The sequence below is a fragment of the Sorangium sp. So ce185 genome (assembly GCF_051526825.1).
Lineage (GTDB): Bacteria > Myxococcota_A > Polyangia > Polyangiales > Polyangiaceae > Sorangium > Sorangium cellulosum_D.
This window is the reverse complement of record NZ_CP150316.1, coordinates 4726067-4743699: the sequence shown is the minus strand read 5'-3', so window position 1 is coordinate 4743699 and position 17633 is coordinate 4726067. Positions and strand designations below refer to the sequence as shown.

General features: G+C 72.8%; 13 protein-coding genes. 7 read left to right on the top strand and 6 right to left on the bottom strand.

Annotated features, from left to right (window positions below; translation table 11 throughout):
- Positions 1-197: 197 nt before the first annotated feature.
- Positions 198-1742 carry a lysine 5,6-aminomutase subunit alpha gene (locus tag WMF26_RS17510; RefSeq protein ID WP_438001252.1) on the bottom strand — a complete coding sequence of 515 codons (1545 nt, stop codon included), beginning with the start codon at positions 1740-1742 and terminating at the stop codon, positions 198-200.
- 214 nt (positions 1743-1956) lie between these two features.
- Between WMF26_RS17510 and WMF26_RS17505 the strand changes: the two genes are divergently transcribed.
- The 4 genes from WMF26_RS17505 to WMF26_RS17490 all read left to right on the top strand — a co-directional run bounded on the left by WMF26_RS17505 (position 1957) and on the right by WMF26_RS17490 (position 6911).
- The gene (locus WMF26_RS17505) at positions 1957-2562 is read left to right on the top strand and encodes an FxsA family protein (RefSeq protein ID WP_438001251.1); all 606 of its coding nucleotides are present in this window, start codon (positions 1957-1959) and stop codon (positions 2560-2562) included.
- 468 nt (positions 2563-3030) lie between these two features.
- On the top strand, positions 3031-3549 hold the full coding sequence (locus tag WMF26_RS17500) for an NUDIX hydrolase (protein ID WP_437947277.1): 519 nt from the start codon (positions 3031-3033) through the stop codon (positions 3547-3549).
- A gap of 379 nt (positions 3550-3928) precedes the next feature.
- Positions 3929-4621 carry an oxidoreductase gene (locus WMF26_RS17495; protein WP_437338148.1) on the top strand — a complete coding sequence of 231 codons (693 nt, stop codon included), beginning with the start codon at positions 3929-3931 and terminating at the stop codon, positions 4619-4621.
- Between the two features lie 169 nt (positions 4622-4790).
- Positions 4791-6911 (top strand): RecQ family ATP-dependent DNA helicase, encoded by a 2121-nt coding sequence (locus WMF26_RS17490; RefSeq protein ID WP_438001250.1) that lies wholly within the window; start codon positions 4791-4793, stop codon positions 6909-6911.
- A 136-nt stretch (positions 6912-7047) separates the two neighbouring features.
- On the opposite strand, the gene WMF26_RS17485 is transcribed toward WMF26_RS17490, so the two are convergent.
- The 4 genes from WMF26_RS17485 to WMF26_RS17470 all read right to left on the bottom strand — a co-directional run bounded on the left by WMF26_RS17485 (position 7048) and on the right by WMF26_RS17470 (position 11785).
- Positions 7048-7260, bottom strand: a complete 213-nt coding sequence (locus WMF26_RS17485) for a hypothetical protein (RefSeq protein ID WP_148313657.1) — start codon at positions 7258-7260, stop codon at positions 7048-7050.
- A 394-nt stretch (positions 7261-7654) separates the two neighbouring features.
- Positions 7655-8710 (bottom strand): tyrosine/phenylalanine carboxypeptidase domain-containing protein, encoded by a 1056-nt coding sequence (locus WMF26_RS17480; protein WP_437947275.1) that lies wholly within the window; start codon positions 8708-8710, stop codon positions 7655-7657.
- Positions 8711-8890: 180 nt separating this feature from the next.
- Entirely contained in the window at positions 8891-10210 is a 1320-nt protein-coding gene (locus WMF26_RS17475; protein WP_061623042.1) for a PhoH family protein, read from the bottom strand.
- Positions 10211-10423: 213 nt separating this feature from the next.
- Positions 10424-11785, bottom strand: a complete 1362-nt coding sequence (locus tag WMF26_RS17470) for a sigma-54-dependent transcriptional regulator (RefSeq protein WP_020735460.1) — start codon at positions 11783-11785, stop codon at positions 10424-10426.
- A 455-nt stretch (positions 11786-12240) separates the two neighbouring features.
- On the opposite strand from WMF26_RS17470, the gene WMF26_RS17465 reads away from it, so the two are divergent.
- From WMF26_RS17465 to WMF26_RS17455, 3 genes are all read left to right on the top strand, one after another.
- Entirely contained in the window at positions 12241-13929 is a 1689-nt protein-coding gene (locus tag WMF26_RS17465; protein ID WP_437338144.1) for an aminotransferase class I/II-fold pyridoxal phosphate-dependent enzyme, read from the top strand.
- Between the two features lie 89 nt (positions 13930-14018).
- Positions 14019-14753: a glutathione S-transferase family protein gene (locus WMF26_RS17460; protein WP_438001249.1), complete on the top strand. Its 735-nt coding sequence runs from the start codon at positions 14019-14021 to the stop codon at positions 14751-14753.
- Between the two features lie 129 nt (positions 14754-14882).
- Positions 14883-15590 carry a hypothetical protein gene (locus tag WMF26_RS17455; RefSeq protein WP_438001248.1) on the top strand — a complete coding sequence of 236 codons (708 nt, stop codon included), beginning with the start codon at positions 14883-14885 and terminating at the stop codon, positions 15588-15590.
- Positions 15591-15741: 151 nt separating this feature from the next.
- Here the strand turns inward: WMF26_RS17455 and WMF26_RS17450 are convergent, their stop codons facing one another.
- Positions 15742-17337: an alpha-amylase family glycosyl hydrolase gene (locus WMF26_RS17450; RefSeq protein ID WP_438001247.1), complete on the bottom strand. Its 1596-nt coding sequence runs from the start codon at positions 17335-17337 to the stop codon at positions 15742-15744.
- Positions 17338-17633 lie beyond the last annotated feature (296 nt).

Below are 17633 nucleotides of genomic sequence, written 5' to 3'. Positions count from 1 at the left end.
ATGCCTTTTGAAGACGTCAGTGCGGTGGCTTCCGGGGCCAGCTCCCGTCGGGCTCCGGACCATGGGGAAGAAGCGCCGCCAGGGCGCCGAGGACGCCAGGAGGGCCAGAGATCTCCCCTCTTGGCGTCCTTGGTGTCTTGGCGGTCTTCTCTCCGTTCCCGCCGCGCCGCCCCGCCGGCGCAGGGAGGCGGGGCGCCCTACGAGCGCTCCAGCACCTCGAGGACCGGATTCAGGTACTCCGGGTGCCGGGCCACGACGCCCGCGTACCCCTTCCCCCCGGTGCGCGTGCGCTTGACGTCGCCGAACGCGCCGCGCCCGATCGCGTCCCAGAGGGTCTCCCGCTCGACCTCGCCGAGGAGCGCGTGCGCCTTGTCGAGGACCTCGCGGGCGCGCGACTCGACGATGCCGCCCGGCTTCCACTGGATCTCGTCGCCGAGGTGGCGCGCCGCCGTGAAGATGTAGCGCGCGCTCTTCAGCGAGAGATACCGGTCCATGAGCAGCGGTGTGTGGATCGCCTCGCTGAACATCCCGAGCAGCTCGATCGACTGGCCGGTCGTGATCCCGACCAGGTTGAACATCGCGTCGTGGACGTGGCTGTGGAAGATGTCGCCCGTCTTGAATTTCGTGGGCGGCATCCACTTGATCGGGTGCCGATCGAAGATCTGCCGGACGAGCTGGGCCTGGGCGAGCTCGAAGAGGAGGCTGTCCTCGAGCCAGGGGTTGATCTCGAACGCGTGGCCGAGGCCCATCTGCTCCTCGCGCAGGCCCGCGCGCCGGGCGAACGCCTCGTTGATGAACTGCGACGCGAGCACCGTGTGGGCCTTCTCGACGGCGTCGGCGGTCGTGAGGTAGTTGTCCTCTCCCGTGTTGATGACGATCCCGCTCCTCGCGATGATCCGGCGGGAGAAGTACTGATCGATGAACGTCCGCTGCATGTTGATGTCGCGGAACAGGATCCCGTACATCGCGTCGTTGAGCAGCATGTCGAGCCGCTCGACCGCCGCCATCCAGGCGATCTCGCTCATGCACAGGCCGGACGAGTAGTTCGTCTGCGCCAGGTAGGTGCCTGTGTCGCGGGTCGCCTCGTCGGTCGCGCGGCGGATGATCCGGAAGTTCTCCTGGGTCGCGTACGTGCCCCCGTACCCCTCGGTGGTCGGCCCCTCCGGGACGTAGTCGAGGAGCGACTGGGCGGTCGCGCGGATCACGGCGACGATGTCGGCCCCGGCGAAGCCGGCGGCCTTGGCCTGGACGGCGTCGTCGTAGATGTTGCCGGTCGCGACGATCACGTACTTGAGCGGCGCGACGCCGACCCGGTGCGCCGCCTTGTGGGCCTCGCGCTCCTCGCGGGCCCGGTCGATCCGGGCGATCGCCTCCCGCGTCGCCGCCTCGAGCGCGCCGCGCGCCTCGGCCGCGGTCGGGCCCGCGCCGAAGTCGGCCGCCTCGCTGAACGCCAGCGCCTCGGCCGCCTCCTGCACCGAGGCGGCGCCATCGCAGAGCGCCCGGCCGAGGTGGTACGCGACGCCCCAGCCCAGCTGCCCCGCCTTGTGGACGCGATCCACGAGCGCGTTCACGAGCGGCGTCCCCTCCGCGTCGGCGCCGACCACGCCGTAGGCCCGGGCCACCGTGCGCTCGACGCCGACCGTGGTGTGGCGGTCGATGAAGCGCTGCACCTCGTCCGCGATGTCGGCGGCAAACGCGCGGCACGCCTCCACCTTTTCCTGCTCCACGGGGACGGTCGTCATGGATTTCTCCGGGGCAGGCGGTCTTAGCGCACTCTCACCGCGGCCGGTACTCCGGCGCCGGCTCCGCGCCGGAGCGGCCGGCCGCGAGCGGCGCGGCGTCGGCGCGCTGGGCGCGGATGGGCGACGCGGCGCGGCAGCATGGCGGCATGGCGCGCGGCGGCGGCGTGCGGGCCCGAGCGTGCGCCGCGCGGCGGGCGGCGCTAGACGGGGGGGCATGGGCAAGCTCATCCTGCTTTTCACGGCGGTCCCCATCCTGGAGCTCTGGCTGCTCCTGTCGATCGGCGACCGCATCGGCTTCTGGCCGACGGTGGCGATCGCGCTCGGAACGGCCGTCCTCGGGGCAGCGCTCGCGAAGCACGAGGGGCTCAAGGTGCTCGCCTCCTGGCGGGGCGCGATGGCCGAGGGCCGCGTCCCGGACGAGGGGCTCACCGGCGGGCTGCTCGTGCTCGTCGGCGCGGCGCTGCTCATCACGCCGGGGGTGCTGACCGACGTGGCGGGGCTCGTGCTCCTGCTCCCGCCCGCGCGCCGCCGGATCGCCGCGGCCGTGCGCGAGCGGTTCGAGCGGCGCGCGGCCGCGGCGAGCGCCGCCGGCCTCGGCGGGTTCGGCGGGTTCGGCGCGGGCAACGGGGCGTTCTTCAGCATGAGGGTCATCGACCTCGGCGGCGGGCCGTTCGGCGGACGCGGCGCGGAGCGCCCTGGCGCGCCCCGCGAGCGGCCGGCGTGGCCGGCGTCAGGCCAGGTCATCGACGTCGAGGCGGAGGTGACCGAGGAGGACGAGCGCGGCGGGCAAGCGCGAGAGACGCGACGACTGCCCCGCTGACGCCGCGGTGACATCGACGTTTCGTCGAGCGCACGCGCCCTCCGCTCACGAGCGACTCTGGCGCTCGACGCCCGAACAGCCGCGTCAGGAGCCGGCGAGACACGCGAGCAACGACATCAGATGATGATTCACGCTCGGGCTGCATGAATGAAACGACAAAGAAACAAAGCCTATTGTAGGCTGCTCAACGTCGTCGGAGAGGTCCGACATCTCAGGAGAAGCGACATGAAGATCTGAGCTCACACAACGTCCCGCGACAACGCACAAGGAATCCAACGCAGCAACCCCTATGCAAGATCCAACTCGAACCGCGATCCCATCGACACCACCGCGCCGCCCGGGTACCGGCGCGAAGAACGGCTCTGGCACGGCGTCCAGCCCCGAACAAAAAGGGCGCGCTCACCTGGGCGCGGCCCGCGCGGCGATGCGCCAGCGGCCCCACGTCCTGCCCTCGCGGAGGGTCCCGCGATGAGGCTCATCAAATCCATGGCCGGCTGGCTGCTCGGGTACGTCGATCCGAGGGAGCCTCTCGGCAGCTCGCTGATCAACGCCATCTCCCGGCTGCCCATCAACCTCGCCGCCGACGCCGTGTGCCTCCGGAAGAACGCGGACTCCGGCGCGCTCGAGGTCCTCCTGACCCAGCGAGGAGCGTCGGAGTCGAGCCCCGGAGCGTGGTGCTGCCCCGGGAGCGTCCTCTCGCCCGGCGAGCAGCCCGAGCACGTGCTCCACCGGGTCGGCATGACGATCTCCGACTTCACGTTCGTCGGCGACTACTTCTCGGCCGCCGCGCGCGGCTGGATGCTCTCCCGGGTCCATCAGGCGAAGCTCGCCGAGGTCCCGGCCACCGGCACCTGGTGGCCCGTCGAGCAGCTGCCGAACAACATGGTGCCCAAGCACCGGGAGCAGCTCATTCCGATGGCGATCAAGGCCTTCCACGCCCAGCGCGCGAAGCTCGCGCCGAAGGTCGCCCCCGCGCCGGTCACGTGAGCAGCGCGCCGCGCGGCCCCTCGCCGGCCGCGCGAGCGGGCCCCGCCCCCCTCGGGGCCTCCTGCCACGACCATCGCCGCCGCCGCGCAGGCCAGCGATCTCCTCCGGGTGTTCTGTTCCGGGTGTTCTGTCCAGGTCGTGGCCATCTCTGCCCGGAGAGAGCTCGCATGAAGGCGGGAAGCCGGCCGCGGCGATGGGGAGCCCGCGCACACCGGGGAACCTGGAGCGGAAGCGGAAGGAACCGTAGGGGATCTGCGCCGGCCGTCCGCTCGCGACGCCCGCCGCCGGCCGCTATGGTTCGCGCGCCGCTTGGGTTACTCTGCGCGGTACGGCTGTGGATCCCCGCGGCGGCGCCCTCCGCAGGTGATTCCGCAGGAACATGGAATCCATGACGGTCGACAAGACAGCTCTCATCGTGGGAGGAACGGGCCTGGTCGGCGGCCACTGCTTGCGCCTCCTCGTGCAGCAACCCGCGTACGCGCGGGTCGTCGCCCTGCTGCGCCGCCCGGCCCCGATCGAGGACCCGCGGCTCTCCCAGCGCATCGTCGACTTCGATCGACTGGACGGCGCGGAGTTCGCCGGCGTCACCGACGTGTTCTGCGCGCTCGGGACGACCATCGCCAAGGCCGGCTCCGAAGAGGCCTTCTACCAGATCGACTATCGTTACCCGATCACCATCGCCAGGCTCGCCGAAAAGGCGGGAGTGAAGCAGTTCGTCCTGGTCTCCTCCGTGGGCGCCGATCCGCGCTCGACCAGCTTCTACCTGCGCGTGAAGGGCGAGCTGGAGCAGGAGCTCTCGGGGGCGAGCTTCGCGTCGGTCCACGTCCTGCGCCCGAGCCTGCTCCTCGGCGAGCGGGGCGAGGTCAGGAAGGGCGAGGCGATCGGCGTCGCCGCGGCGCAGACGCTCCGGTTCACGATGAAGGGCGGCCTCCGCAGGTACCGCCCCATCGACGCGAGGACCGTCGCCGGCGCGATGGTGGCGGCCGCGCTCCAGGGGAGCCCCGGCCGCCACGTCTACCACTTCGACGACATGGAAGCGCTCGCCAAGGGCGTCGGCGTGGTCCAGGCCTGATCGCCGCGCCGCCCAGGCGCGCCAGGCGCGCGCGCGCCGGCGGCGCGAGGCCGGCGGCGGACCCCGGGCGACCCGCGCGCCGCCATGGCGCCGCCACCCCCGGCGCGACGCAAGCCCACGAAAATGCTAGGGCTCGCGGCGGGCACGGCGCTCGCTCGACGCCGCCGCCATGATCTTCGCTGAGCCCCCCTCGCCGATCGTGACCGAGCGCCTCCCCGCCTCCCCGCTGCGCCCCCCGGAGGGCCCGCCCCCGTCGATCGACGCCGTGCTCGCGGATCGGTTCGGCATCGCGTCGTTCCGACCATGGCAGCGCGAGGCGATCGACGCCCTGCTCGGGGGCGCGGGCCGCGTCCTCGTCGTCGCGCCGACCGGCGGCGGCAAGTCGCTCTGCTACCAGCTCCCGGCCGTCGCCTTGCCCGGCACGACGCTCGTCCTGAGCCCGCTCATCTCCCTGATGGAAGATCAGGTGCGCGCGCTCGAGGTGCGCGGCATCCCCGCGACGTTCGTCGCCTCCAGCCTCCCGCGCGAGGAGAACGGCCGCCGCCTCGCCGCCCTGCGCCGCGGCGAGTACAAGCTCGTCTACGCCGCGCCCGAGCGCCTCGCCTTCGACGGCTTCCTCGAGGCGATCGCCGAGAGCCGGCTCTCGCTCGTCGCCGTCGACGAGGCGCACTGCATCGTCCAGTGGGGGCACGACTTCCGGCCCGACTACCTGCGCATCGGCGCCGCGCTCGCGCGGCTCCGCCCGCCCCGGGTCCTCGCCTGCACCGCGACGGCGACCCCCGACGCGCGCGACGAGATCATCCGGCGCCTCGGCTGGCCGCGGAGCTCGCCCGGCGACGACGACGTCGGCGCCGCGGGCGAGCCCGGGCCGGAAGGGCCGCCGCCCAAGGTCATCCTGCGCGGGTTCGCCCGGCCCAACCTCCACCTGCAGGTCTCCGCGGTGGACGGCCCGCGCGAGGCCGGGCGCCTCACGGCGCGCGCGCTCCTGGACGCCCTCGGCGACCCCGGGCGGCCCCGCGGCGCCGGCATCGTGTACGCCGCCACCCGCAAGGGGGCGGAGCGCCTGGCCGAGGCGCTCCGCGACGCCGGCTGGAACGCCGAGGCGTACCACGCCGGCCTCGCCCCCGAGTCGCGCGCGCGCCTGTCGGCCGGCTTCGCGGATCGCAGCCTCTCCGTGGTGGTCGCCACCAACGCCTTCGGCATGGGCATCGACCGGCCCGACGTGCGCCTCGTCGTGCACGCCCAGCCGCCGTCGTCGATCGAGGCCTACTACCAGGAGGTCGGCCGCGCCGGCCGCGACGGCGACCCGGCCCGCGGCCTGCTCCTGTTCGCGCCCGCGGACATCGCGCTGCGCCGCCGGCTCTGCCAGCTCGGCGAGGGGGGCGCCGAGGCGAGCGCCGACGACGCCGCGCGCGCGTGGGGGCTCTTCCGCGAGCTCCTCCGCTACATCGACGCCGCGACGTGCCGGCACGACTTCATCCTCCGCTACTTCGGCGACGAGGCCGAGTCGCTCGGCGGCTGCGGCCACTGCGACGTCTGCCTCGAGGTCGACGCCCTGGAGGAGAGCGACCCGGCCGCGCTCGCCCGCGACAACGACCTCGTGCGCCGCGCGCTCGCCGGGGTCGCGCGGGCGAAGGGCGGCGCGGGGATGCAGGCGATCGCGTCGATGCTCATCGGCGAGTCGAACGAGCGCGTCCGCCGCATGGGGCTCGACCGGCTCTCCACCTTCGGCGTCCTCCAGGGGAAGCGCCACGACGAGGCCATGTCGATCCTGCGGGTCCTGCTGGCGAACGCCTGGATCGATCTCACCACCGGCGAGTTCCCCGTCCCGCTCGTCACGCCCGCGGGCTGGCGCGTGATGCGCGGCGAGGTGCCCGCCCGGGTGCGGCTCCCGGTCCCCGCCGCGCGCCGACGAGCTCCGCGCCGACCGGCGGCCCCCTCGCCCGCCGCGCGCCCCGCGCCGGCCGCGCGCGCGTCCTCCGCGGCGGCCCACGACCGCGCGCCGGCCGCGCCCGTCGCCTCCTCGCCCGCGCAGGCGGACCCCGGGGTCGAGCTCGAGGCGCGGGACGTCCCGCTGTTCGAGGCGCTGCGCGCCCACAGGGCCGCGCTCGCCAAGGAGAAATCGCTGCCCGCCTACGTCATCGCGCACGACCGGACGCTCCGGGAGATCGCGCGGATCCGGCCCGCGTCGCTCGACGATCTCGCGCTCGCGCGCGGCATGGGGCAGGCGAAGATCTCGAGCTACGGCGAGGGCATCCTCCGCGTGGTGCGGGAGTTCTCGGGCGCCTAGCCGATAAGGCCGAGCCCGCGCGCGTCGCTGTCGTCGGGCCGGATCCGCCGGCGCACGGGAGGCGCGGAGGCGGGGAGAGCGCTCGAGTCGTCTCTCGCCCCGTCTCCACGCCTCCCGGCGCGGTCGTGCCTGCGCTTCACGCGTGGCCCGCGACGCGGAGCTCCGCGATCAGCTGGCCATCCAGGCTCACGAAGGTCGTGAGCCGGCCCTCGACGTTGATGAAGACGTCGAGCATCACGCCGGCGCCCAGATCCACGACGTGAAGATCGTCCTTGAGGACCACCGCCGGGGCCTCGCCTCCCCTCGGCGGCCGCCTGGATTCCCGTTCCATGGCCTTCTTCGAGTTCATGCCCCCCTCCGCCCGCTGGCCCGTCCGAGCCGCGCGCCCCCGGAGCCACCTCCGCGCGCCGCGCGGCCCCGCCGGGCGCGATCGCGCGCGCGCGACGCCGCGCTCGCCAGCGGACACGACAAGCGCGTTCCATGCCGTGCTCGCACGGCCGAAGTGATCCTTCCCTTCACGCAGCCCCCTTTCTCTCCGCTCCTCGCCCGACCCGCAGCGCCCTCCATTTCATCGGATCCGTGTGGCGGGAAGATAGGAAGTTCAGGGGACGATCGGACTTTTCTTCCCGCCTTCCCATGCTCCCGCGTGAGCCGGACAACCACGGATCACCAGGCAACCGCGGCCTTCCGCTCGACCGCGCCCGGGGCGCAAGCGACGCCGAACCGGGCCGCCGCGGCCCTTCTCAGCTCCCCCGCGCCCAGGACGCAAGCGACGCCGCGGCGCCCACGGAGACCCTGCCCGAGGAGAGCACCTCGCCGAGCGCCGGCTGCTCCAGGAGCGTCGCCTCGACCCGCAGCAGCGCCGGCAGGTAGACGACCTCCCGCGCCAGACCGCCGCCCCGGTGGACCCGCGCCGCGATGCGCAGGGCGTCGGCGGTGGAGCGCGCGCCGCGCGCCTCGAGCAGCCGCGCGGTCTCGACGAAGCTGGCGCCGCGCTCGACGCTCCGCGCGGCGAGGTGGCGCAGCCCGAGCTCGACCCGGCGGGCGCCGACCAGGTACCCCGCGGCGCGCTCGCGGGCGAGCGCCCAGCCCTCCTGGTCGTCGCCGCCGTTCGCCGTCCCGATCGCGAAGATCCCGAGCGGGAGCGCCGCGGCGCGCACGCCCGGCGCCGCGTGCCCCTCGATCTCGTGCAGCACGGTGCGCTCCACGTCGTCGCGCGTGAGCATGCGCCCCCGCGCGACCTGGATCACCCCGTCGCCCGTCGCGGCGAGCGGCGCGATGTCGGCGATCACGACCCGGAGCGGCAGGCGCCGCGCCCCGATCTCGCGCCGCATCCGCGACACGAGCGACCGGGGCGAGCGCGCGTCGTCGCTCCGCACCCGCGCCTCGTCGCCCGCGGTCGCGCCCGCGCCCTGCTCGACCCAGGCCGCGGCGAGCGCGTCCGCCTGCTCGTCGAACGCGTCGCGCGCGGCGTAGCGGCGGCGCGCGGCGGCCCAGCACCCCGCCCCGCCCGCGGCCTCGCAGATCGCGGCCTCCGCGGCGAGCTCGAGGGCGCGGCCGGCGTAGACCGCGCCGAGCTCCCCCAGATCCGCGAGCCGCTCGGCCGCCGTGTCCATCGCTATCCGGAGATCGCTGTGGTCCTGCGCGGGCGCATAGACGAACCGCGGGACCTCCCCGCCCCCCTTGCCCCACGCCGCGGCGAGCCGCGCGAGCTCCTCGACGAGGTTCACCGGCGTGCTCGAGCCGACCACGCGAATCCGCCGCGCCGCGGCGCCGAGGAGCCGATCCGCGTCCGGCACCCAGGCCGGCGGCCCCGAAGGCCTAGCCCGAGGACGCCGCGCCACGCTCCGCTGCCCCTTTCACGTTCGCCCTCGCCCCGCTGGCTCCCGCCTCGCTCGCTCCTGTCCTGCTCGCCCCCACGCCGCTGGCTCCCGTCCTGCTCTCCCCGTGAGCGCGCCGCGCGCCCCCCGCCGCGCGCGTCAGAGCAGGTTCGCCGCGAGCTCCGCGAGCTCGCTGCGCTCGCCCTTGGCGAGCACCACGTGCCCCGCGATGCGCTCGCGCCGGAACCGCTCCGCCACCACGAGCAGGCCGTTCGACGCGTGATCCACGTACGGGTTGTCGATCTGCTGCGGATCGCCCGTCAGCACGATCTTGGTCCCCTCGCCGCACCGGGTGATGATCGTCTTCACCTCGTGCGGGGTGAGGTTCTGGGCCTCGTCCACGATGAGGTACTGGTGCGGCAGGCTGCGCCCGCGGATGTAGGTCAGCGGCTCGACCTGGATGCGCCCGCTCTCCAGGAGCTCCACGAAGCCGCGCGCGTCGCGCCCCGGCTTCGCGCCGCCGTTCGAGAACAGGAACTCGAGGTTGTCGAAGATCGGCTGCATCCACGGGTTCAGCTTCTCGTCCACGTCGCCCGGAAGGAAGCCCAGATCGCGCCCGAGCGGCATGATCGGCCGGCTCACGAGCAGCCGGCTGTAGGCGTTGTCCTCCGTCGTCCGCTTGAGCGCCGCCGCGAGCGCCAGGAGCGTCTTGCCCGTCCCCGCCTTGCCGATGAGCGTGATCAGCCGGACGGAATCGTCGAGCAGGAGGTCGAGCGCGAAGGCCTGCTCCTTGTTGCGCGGCCGGACCCCCATCACCCCCTCCCGCCCGACGCGGAGCGCGACGATCTGCCCGCGCGCCGCGTCGAAGCGCCCGAGCGCCGTGTGGCTCGGCGCCCCCGCGTCGCGGAGGAGAACCGCCGAATTCGGCAAGAGATCCGCGAGGTTGGCGCCGGCGAGAAAGCCGTTCTGGAAGAACGCGTCGACCTCGGCGCCGGGCACCTCGAGCTCCACCACCGACTGCTCGATGGCCGGATCGTGCACCCGCTGGTTCTCGTACGTCTCCGCCGGGATCCCGAGCGCGTCGGCGCGGATCCGGAGGTTCGTGTCCATCGTCACGAAGATGGTCGGCCGGTCCTTGTGCCGGTCGCGGATGTCGATCGCCGTCTGCAGGATGGCGCTGTCCTGCGAGCCCGACTCCAGCCCCACGAGCAGCTCCGGCCGCCGCTCCGGGATCGCGATCCGCAGGGTGCCGCCGCTCTCCAGGAGCACGCCGGTCGCGAGCGTGCCGGCGCCGCGGACCTCGTCGAGCAGCCGGGCGATGGTCCTCGCGTTGCGCCCGCGCTCGGAGCCCTCCCGCTTGAACTGGTCGATCTCCTCGATCGCGTAGATCGGGATGATGACGTCGTTGTCCTCGAACTTGAAGATCGCGTGGGGATCGTGGAGCAGGACGTTCGCGTCGAGAACGTAATTCTTCTTCATAGGGGCGAGCGCGACGGCGTAGCCGCCTGAGGCGACGGGCGCAAGGGCGTGTTGCGCCGCCCGCCCCGGGGATGTCGCCATCCGGAGATCGGCAGGAGCTCCTCGCCGACATCGGAAGTAATACCGAGCTTCGACTCGGCCGGATCCGGGAGATCGCCCGCGGCGCCGCGGCGTCCGCGGCGCTTCCATGCGATTCCAGGCGGGTCGCCGCCGTCACAGATCGATCCGGTAGTCCTTGATCTTGTAGAGCAGCGCCCGGTGGCTGATCTCCAGCACCTCGGCGGCCTTGGTCCGGTTGCCCTTCGTCTTCTGGAGCGCGCGCCGGATGAGGATCTCCTCGATGACGCGCGAGGTCTTCTTGATCGACAGCTCGCCGCTCGTCAGCTGCATCTGGATCGGGTCGCGCGCCTCGCGGATCCGCTCGGGCAGGTCGGCCTCGCCGATGCGCTCGCCCTCGCAGAGCACCATGGCGCGCTCGACGGTGTTCTCCAGCTCCCTCACGTTGCCCGGCCACCGGTACTCCAGGAGCAGCCGCCGCGCCTCGGGCTCGAAGCCGCGGATGTTGATGCCGAACCGCGCGTTGTTCCTCGCGAGGAAGTGATCCATGAGGATCGGGATGTCCTCCCGCCGCTCCCGGAGCGGCGGGATCGCGATCGGGAGCACGTTGATCCGGTAGAAGAGGTCCTCGCGGAACCGGCCGGCCTGCGTCTCGGCCAGGAGGTCGCGGTGCGTCGCCGCGAGGATGCGGACGTCGACCTTGATGTCCTTGTTGTCGCCCAGGCGGCGGATCGTCTCCTCCTGGAGCACCCGGAGCAGCTTCACCTGGAGCGAGAGCGGCAGCTCGCCGATCTCGTCGAGCAGCAGCGTGCCGTGGTTCGCCTGCTCGAACAGCCCCGCCCTGTCGTTCACCGCGTCGGTGAACGCGCCCCGCTTGTACCCGAAGAGCTCGCTCTCCAGCAGGTTCTCCGGGATGGCGCCGCAGTTGACCGCGACGAACGGCCCGCCGCGGCGGCCGGACCTCCGGTGGATCGCCCGGGCCACGAGCTCCTTGCCGACCCCGCTCTCGCCCGTGATGAGCGCCGTTGTCTTGTAGTCGGCGACCTTCGCGATCGTCTTGAAGATCGCCTGCATCGGCGGGCTCTTCGCGAGGATCTCCTCGAACAGGTTCTCCCGCCGGATCTCCTGGCGCAGCGCGCGGTTCTCGCGGCGGAGCGCCTCCCGCTCCTCGGCCTTGCGGAGCGTGAGCAGCACCTCCTCCGCCTTGAACGGCTTCTGGATGTAGTCGTAGGCGCCCGCCTTCATCGCCTCGATGGCCATGTCGACGTTGCCGTAGGCGCTCATCACGATGACCGTGGCCTCGTTCCCCTTCGCCTTGAGCGTCGCCAGGAGGTCGAGGCCGCCCATCCTGGGCATCCGGACGTCGGTGAGGATCACGTCGGGCCCGAACGTCTCGACCATCGCGAGCGCCTCCTCGCCGCTCGAGACCGCCTCGACCTCATAGCCATCCCGCTTGAGGAACGTGCGCACCACGAGGCGCAGGTTTTCTTCGTCGTCAACGACTAGGACGCGGCGCATAGACCCTGAAAACTTTTCCTACACCGGCGCGCATCACTCCGCAACGAGTTGCATCTCGCCGCATGCCGCGGTGCGGTCATCCCCGGGGAGCCGCCGCATGCCGCGGTGTGGTCATCCGCGGGGAGCCGCCGCATGCCGCGGTGTGGTCATCCGCGGGGAGCCGACCTCGGACGTGGGGCGCGAGCGCGGGCGACCGAGAGGGCGGCGAGCGGGCTCTGCGAAGGGCGACGCGCACCGCGCGAAGGCCGCTGCGCGACGCGGAATGCGCCTGCGCGGCGCGCCGTGCTCCGCGGCGGCCGCGCGGGGCTGTACCCGTTGACGCAGGTCGCGCAGGCTGCTTTAGCGGCGACGCGCACCGGAAGCGAGCAGGGCCGCGGACGGCCCGACGTGATACGCCGGAGCGGCCTTCGCGGGCAGGACCGCGTCCCTTAACCGATCGCGTGAGGAGCCAGGGCATGAGCATGAAGGATCGTCTGGTCGACCAAGCAAAGAAGCTCGCCTCGTCGAGCACGGTCGTCCGAGTCGTCAGCAACGATCGCGTGATGCGGCTCGCCACCGGGGTCATGGATGCGAAGAACCGCCTGCGCGCCGCCCGGGAGCGGGCCGCGGAGGCGTGGGACATCCTGCTGAACGGGCACGCGCTCCCGAACATCGATCCGGCGCTCGACGACGAGGCCGGCGTCCACGGGGCGACGCCGGCCCGCGCGGCGTCGCCGCGGCCGTCCGCGCGCGCCGCGGGCGCCGCGGGGCTGTCGGCCGTCGAGGAGGCGGCGAGCGCCTCGCCCGAGCGGGCCGCCGCCCGCCCGCACGTGAACGGCGTCGGCGCGAACGGCGCGGCCGTGAACGGCGCCGGCGCGAACGGCGCGGGCACCTACGTGGCGGCGGCGGCCGAGCAGCAGCTCGCGACCCAGATGGCGGCGCGGACGTCGCTTTCGCGGATCGGCGGGCGCGACGTGTTCGAGAAGGCGTACAAGTTCATGACCGCGGACAACGCCCGCGCCATGGGGGTCTACCCCTTCTTCCGCCCGCTCGACTTCAACAACGGCCCGGAGGCGCAGCTCGAGGGGCGGAGCGTGATCATGCTCGGCTCGAACAACTACCTCGGGCTGACGACCCACCCGAAGGTGCGGGAGGCCGCGCGGAACGCCATCGACAAGTACGGCACGAGCATGACCGGCTCGCGGCTCGTGAACGGCTCGATGCGCCTCCACAACGAGCTCGAGGAGAAGCTCGCCGCCTACCACGGCAAGGAGGCGGGGCTCGTGTTCACGACGGGCTACCAGGTGAACATCGCGACGATCTCGGCGCTCCTCAGCAACAAGCGGAGCGTCGCGATCATCGACAAGGACGATCACGCGTCGATCTACGACGGCGTGCGGCTCGCCCAGGCGACCGGCGCCCGGATGGTCCGCTACAAGCACAGCGACCCCGCGGCGCTCGACAGCGCGCTCTCCGAGATCGCCGACACCGAGGGGGCGCTCGTCATCACGGACGGCGTCTTCAGCGCCCAGGGCGAGATCGCGAACCTGCCCGGGATCGTCGAGGTGGTGAAGAAGCACAAGGCGCGGCTCCTGGTCGACGACGCGCACGCCCTCGGCGTCATCGGCCCCGGCGGCCGCGGCACCGCCGCGCACTTCGGCCTCGGCAAGGAGGTCGACCTCATCGGCGGCACCTTCTCGAAGTCGCTCGCCTCGATCGGCGGCTGGCTCGTCGGCGAGCGCAAGGTGCTCGATTACATTCAGCATTTCGCCTACAGCTTCCTCTTCGCGGCGAGCGCGGCGCCGCCCTGCGTCGCCGCGGCGATGGCCTCGCTCGAGGTCATGCAGGAGGAGCCGTGGCGCCAGGAGAAGCTCCGCGAGAACTTCACCTACATGCGCACGGAGCTGCAGCGGCTCGGCTTCGAGCTCGGCAAGACCGAGACGGCCGTGATCCCGATCTACATCCGCGACGACCTCAAGACGGTCATGATGTGGAAGTCGCTCCTCGACGACTACTCGCTCTACGTGAACCCGTTCATCACGCCGGGCGTCCCGCCGAAGCAGCAGGTCCTCCGCACGAGCTACATGGCGACCCACGAGCGCAAGCACCTCGATCACGCGCTCGAGGCGTTCGAGAAGGTCGGCAAGAAGTTCGGCGTGATCTGAGCCGGAGCGCCGCGCCGTCGGGCTCGCCGCCGCGCGCGGGCGGGCCCGAGGGCGGCTCCGCCCCCGCCCGCCCGTGGTATCGAGGGGCGATGACGATCGTCCTCCATCGCTTCCCGCTCAGTCACTTCTCCGAGAAGGCCCGGGCTGCCCTCGACTTCAAGGGGCTCGAGTACCGGATCGAGGAGCACAAGCCCGGTCCCGAGCAGATCGCCATCTACCGCCTCTCGGGCCAGCGCAAGCTCCCCGTGATCGAGCACGACGGCGCGGTCGTCGCGGACTCCACCGAGATCGCGCTCTACCTGGACCGCACCTTCCCCGAAGGGCGGCGCCTGCTCCCCGACGATCCAGAGCAGCGGGGCGAGGTCCTCGCCCTGGAGGCGCGCCTCGACGACACGCTCGGGAAGTACGCGCCGTTCTGCTTGATGCGCCGCGGCCTCCGCGAGGAGCACTACCTGGACGCGCTGGGCGCCGCGATGGGGCCGTTCGCGCACGCCGGGCTCGGCGCCCTGGCGGCCGTCCTCCCGCTGGCCGAGGCGCGGGTGGGCGCCGTGGAGCGGTGGCTCGACGCCGCGGAGCGCGCCGTGCGCGCGACCCTCGCCGAGCTCTGCGCTCGCCTCGAGGGCTCGGCGTACCTCGTCGGCGACGAGCCGTCGCTCGCCGACGTCGCCGCCGTGGCCCTCGTTTATCCGCTCAAGTTCCCGCCGTCGAAGCACCTCTTCAAGCCGGAGCTCGCGGGCACGTCGGTGCGCAGCATCGCCGAGGACCCCGCCCTCGCCCGCTTCTTCGACTTCCGGGATCGGTTCTACCGCGACTACCTCCGGTGAGCGGCGGCGGGCGCCAACGTCGCGCGTCGCGCGTCGCGCGCCGCGTGTCCCCGTGCCGCTCGCGATCGCGGAGCTCGCCGCCCCCTTCGGCATTTTCGCCGGACCGCGGCCGTGGTGAGGTGGGCGATCATGGATCTCCGACCGTTCATGCAAGGTGTCGCCGCGGCGCTGGGGCCCGCGATCCGCGCGTTCTTCCTGACCGCCGCGACCATGTCGCTCCTGGCCGTCGTGCTCGCCGGGTCCTCCTATGCGATCGCGGCGGACGGCTCTGCGCTGCGCGGGGCGCTCGCGGCGATCGTGGCGCTCGTGCTGTCTGCTGTGGTCGGCTTCACGCTGTCGTGGAAGCGGGCGCTCGGCGCCGGCATCCTGCAGGTCGTGCGGTCGAAGCGCCTCGGCGGGATGCTCGTGACCGCGGTGTTCGAGCGGCTGCTCGGCGTCTCGGATCAGGCCGAGGCGGGCGCGCGCGGCGGACGGGTGGCGCAGGCGGTGGAGGGCGTGCCGATCAACGAGGCGGCGAAGCGGCTGCGCCTCGCGGTGATCCACCGGGTGCAGGCGGCGCCGCGAGGGGGCGGCCTGCGGGGGCTCCTGCGGCGCAAGATCGAGGCGCAGCTGCTCAAGACCATCGAGGCGCTGACGCTGGCGCGCTTCCGGAACGAGGCCCACCAGAAGGGCGGCATCGACCTGGTCAAGGTGCGGGACGAGCTCGCCCAGGGCGTGGACGACCTGGTCACGGACGAGATCAAAGGGACGCTCCTGGTCACGACGCTGCTCCTCGTCGGGGCCGCCGCGGCCGCCTCGCTCGGGGCGGCCGCGGGCATCCAGTACATCCCCCTCTGAGGCGGCGCGTCGCCCCGAGGCATCGCCGCAGGGCCCGCGCGCAGGTGGTGGCCGGATTTGAACATGAAGGCGGGAAGAAAAGATCAATGATCTTCCCGCCTTCATGTGAATCACTCCGGGGCGAATTAGGCCACCCCGGGCGCAGGCCCCCTCAGCCCTGGGCCTCGGCGATCAGCCCCTCGTCCGGGCGCAGCTCGGCGGCCTCGTCGAGCCGCTCCCCTGCCCGATCGAGCCCGGTGGAGAGCAGGACGCGCGCCCCTCTGGCGTCGGCCGTCAGCGCCAGGCGGCGCGGGTGCGACGACAGGTTGAGCAAGACGAGGAGCCGGCGGCCCGCGTGCTCGCGCGCGTAGGCCAGCACGTCCTCGCCCGCGGCGAGCGGCGCGTAGGCGCCGACGGCGAGCGCCGGCTCGGCCCGCCGGAGGGCGATGAGCGCGCGGTAGAGCGAGAGGATCGAGCCCGGGTCGCCGCGCAGCGCCTCGACGTTGGTGCGATCGGCGTCGGGCGCGAGCGGCAGCCACGGTCTGCCGGTGGTGAAGCCACAGCCCGCGCCGCCGCCCCACTGCATGGGCGTGCGCTCCGGGTCGCGCCCGACGCCGAGGCCGGGCACGTTCTTCTCGAACGGGTCCTGCACCTCTCCGGGCGCGATCGGGACATCGCACATCCCGATCTCGTCGCCGTAGTAGAGCGTCGGGGTGCCGCGGAGCGTGAGCAGCAGCATCGCGGCGACGCGCGCCTGGGCGGCGCCGACGCGGCTCTTGATGCGCGGCTTGTCGTGGTTGCCGAGCACCCAGTTCGGCCACGCGCCCTCCGGCAGCGCCGCCTCGTACTCGCGCACGATCTCCGCGATCGCCCGCGCGTCCCAGGGCGCGCCGATGAGGTGGAAGTTGAAGGGCAGGTGCATGCCGGAGAGGTCCTGTCCGTAATAGGCCATCAGCCGATCGAACGGCAGGTAGGCCTCGCCGATCAGCACCCGATCGTCGTAGTCGTCGAGCACGCGGCGCATGGCGGCGACGGCCTCGTGCACCTCCGGGCGATCGGTCGTGTACAGCCGGAGGAGCTCGCGGTGCGGGGGCATGCCGGGCCTAAAGTGCGGGTTCGGCGGGTTGTCCCGGAGCTCGCTGTCCTTGATGAGGTGGTGAATCGTGTCCACGCGGAACCCGTCCACGCCGCGATCGAGCCAGAAGCGCATCACCGAGAGCATCGCGTCGCGCACCTCGGGGTTGCGCCAGTCGAGGTCGGGCTGCTCCTTCAGATACGCGTGGTAGTAATACTGGCCTGTCGCCGCGTCCCACGCCCACGCAGGGCCCCCGAACTCGCTGCGCCAGTTCGTGGGCGGGCCGCCGCCCGGCGCCGGATCGCGCCAGATGTACCAGCCGCGCTTCGCGCTCTCGCGCGAGGCGCGCGACTCGAGGAACCAGGGGTGCCGATCCGAGGTGTGGTTCGGCACGAAATCCAGGATGATCTTGAGGCCCACGCCGTGCGCGTCGCGGACGAGCGCGTCGAACTCGTCCAGCGTGCCGAAGCGGGGGTCGATGCCGCAGTAGTCCGACACGTCGTAACCGAAGTCTGCCATCGGCGATGTGTAGATGGGAGAGATCCAGATCGCGTCGACGCCGAGCCACGCCAGGTACGAGAGGCGCGACCGGATACCGCGCAGATCGCCGATGCCGTCGCCGTTCGAGTCCATGAACGAGCGCGGGTAGATCTGATAGACAATCCCGCGCTGCCACCACCGTGCATCGAGCATGTCGGGCGCTCCGTTCGGCCGTTTAGCGGTCTTTCAGCGGTCGTTTAGCGGCCTTTTAACGGCGCGAACGTAGCACGTCGCGCCCGCGGCACGGAACGCTCGCCGCCTCGGCCGGCGGTGCGCCCGGACGTGATGTAGCCCACCGGCCAAACGGCCGCGCTGCGCTCCGCGCGATCGCCCGCGCCCTGGCCGCAGCGCCGGCCGCGCGCGCGATGGACGAGCCGCGCCCCGCCTCGGCTGCTGCGTTCGGCAGGCGCGGGCGGCGGCGAGCGCGCCGCCTCGGCCGCGGCGGGGGC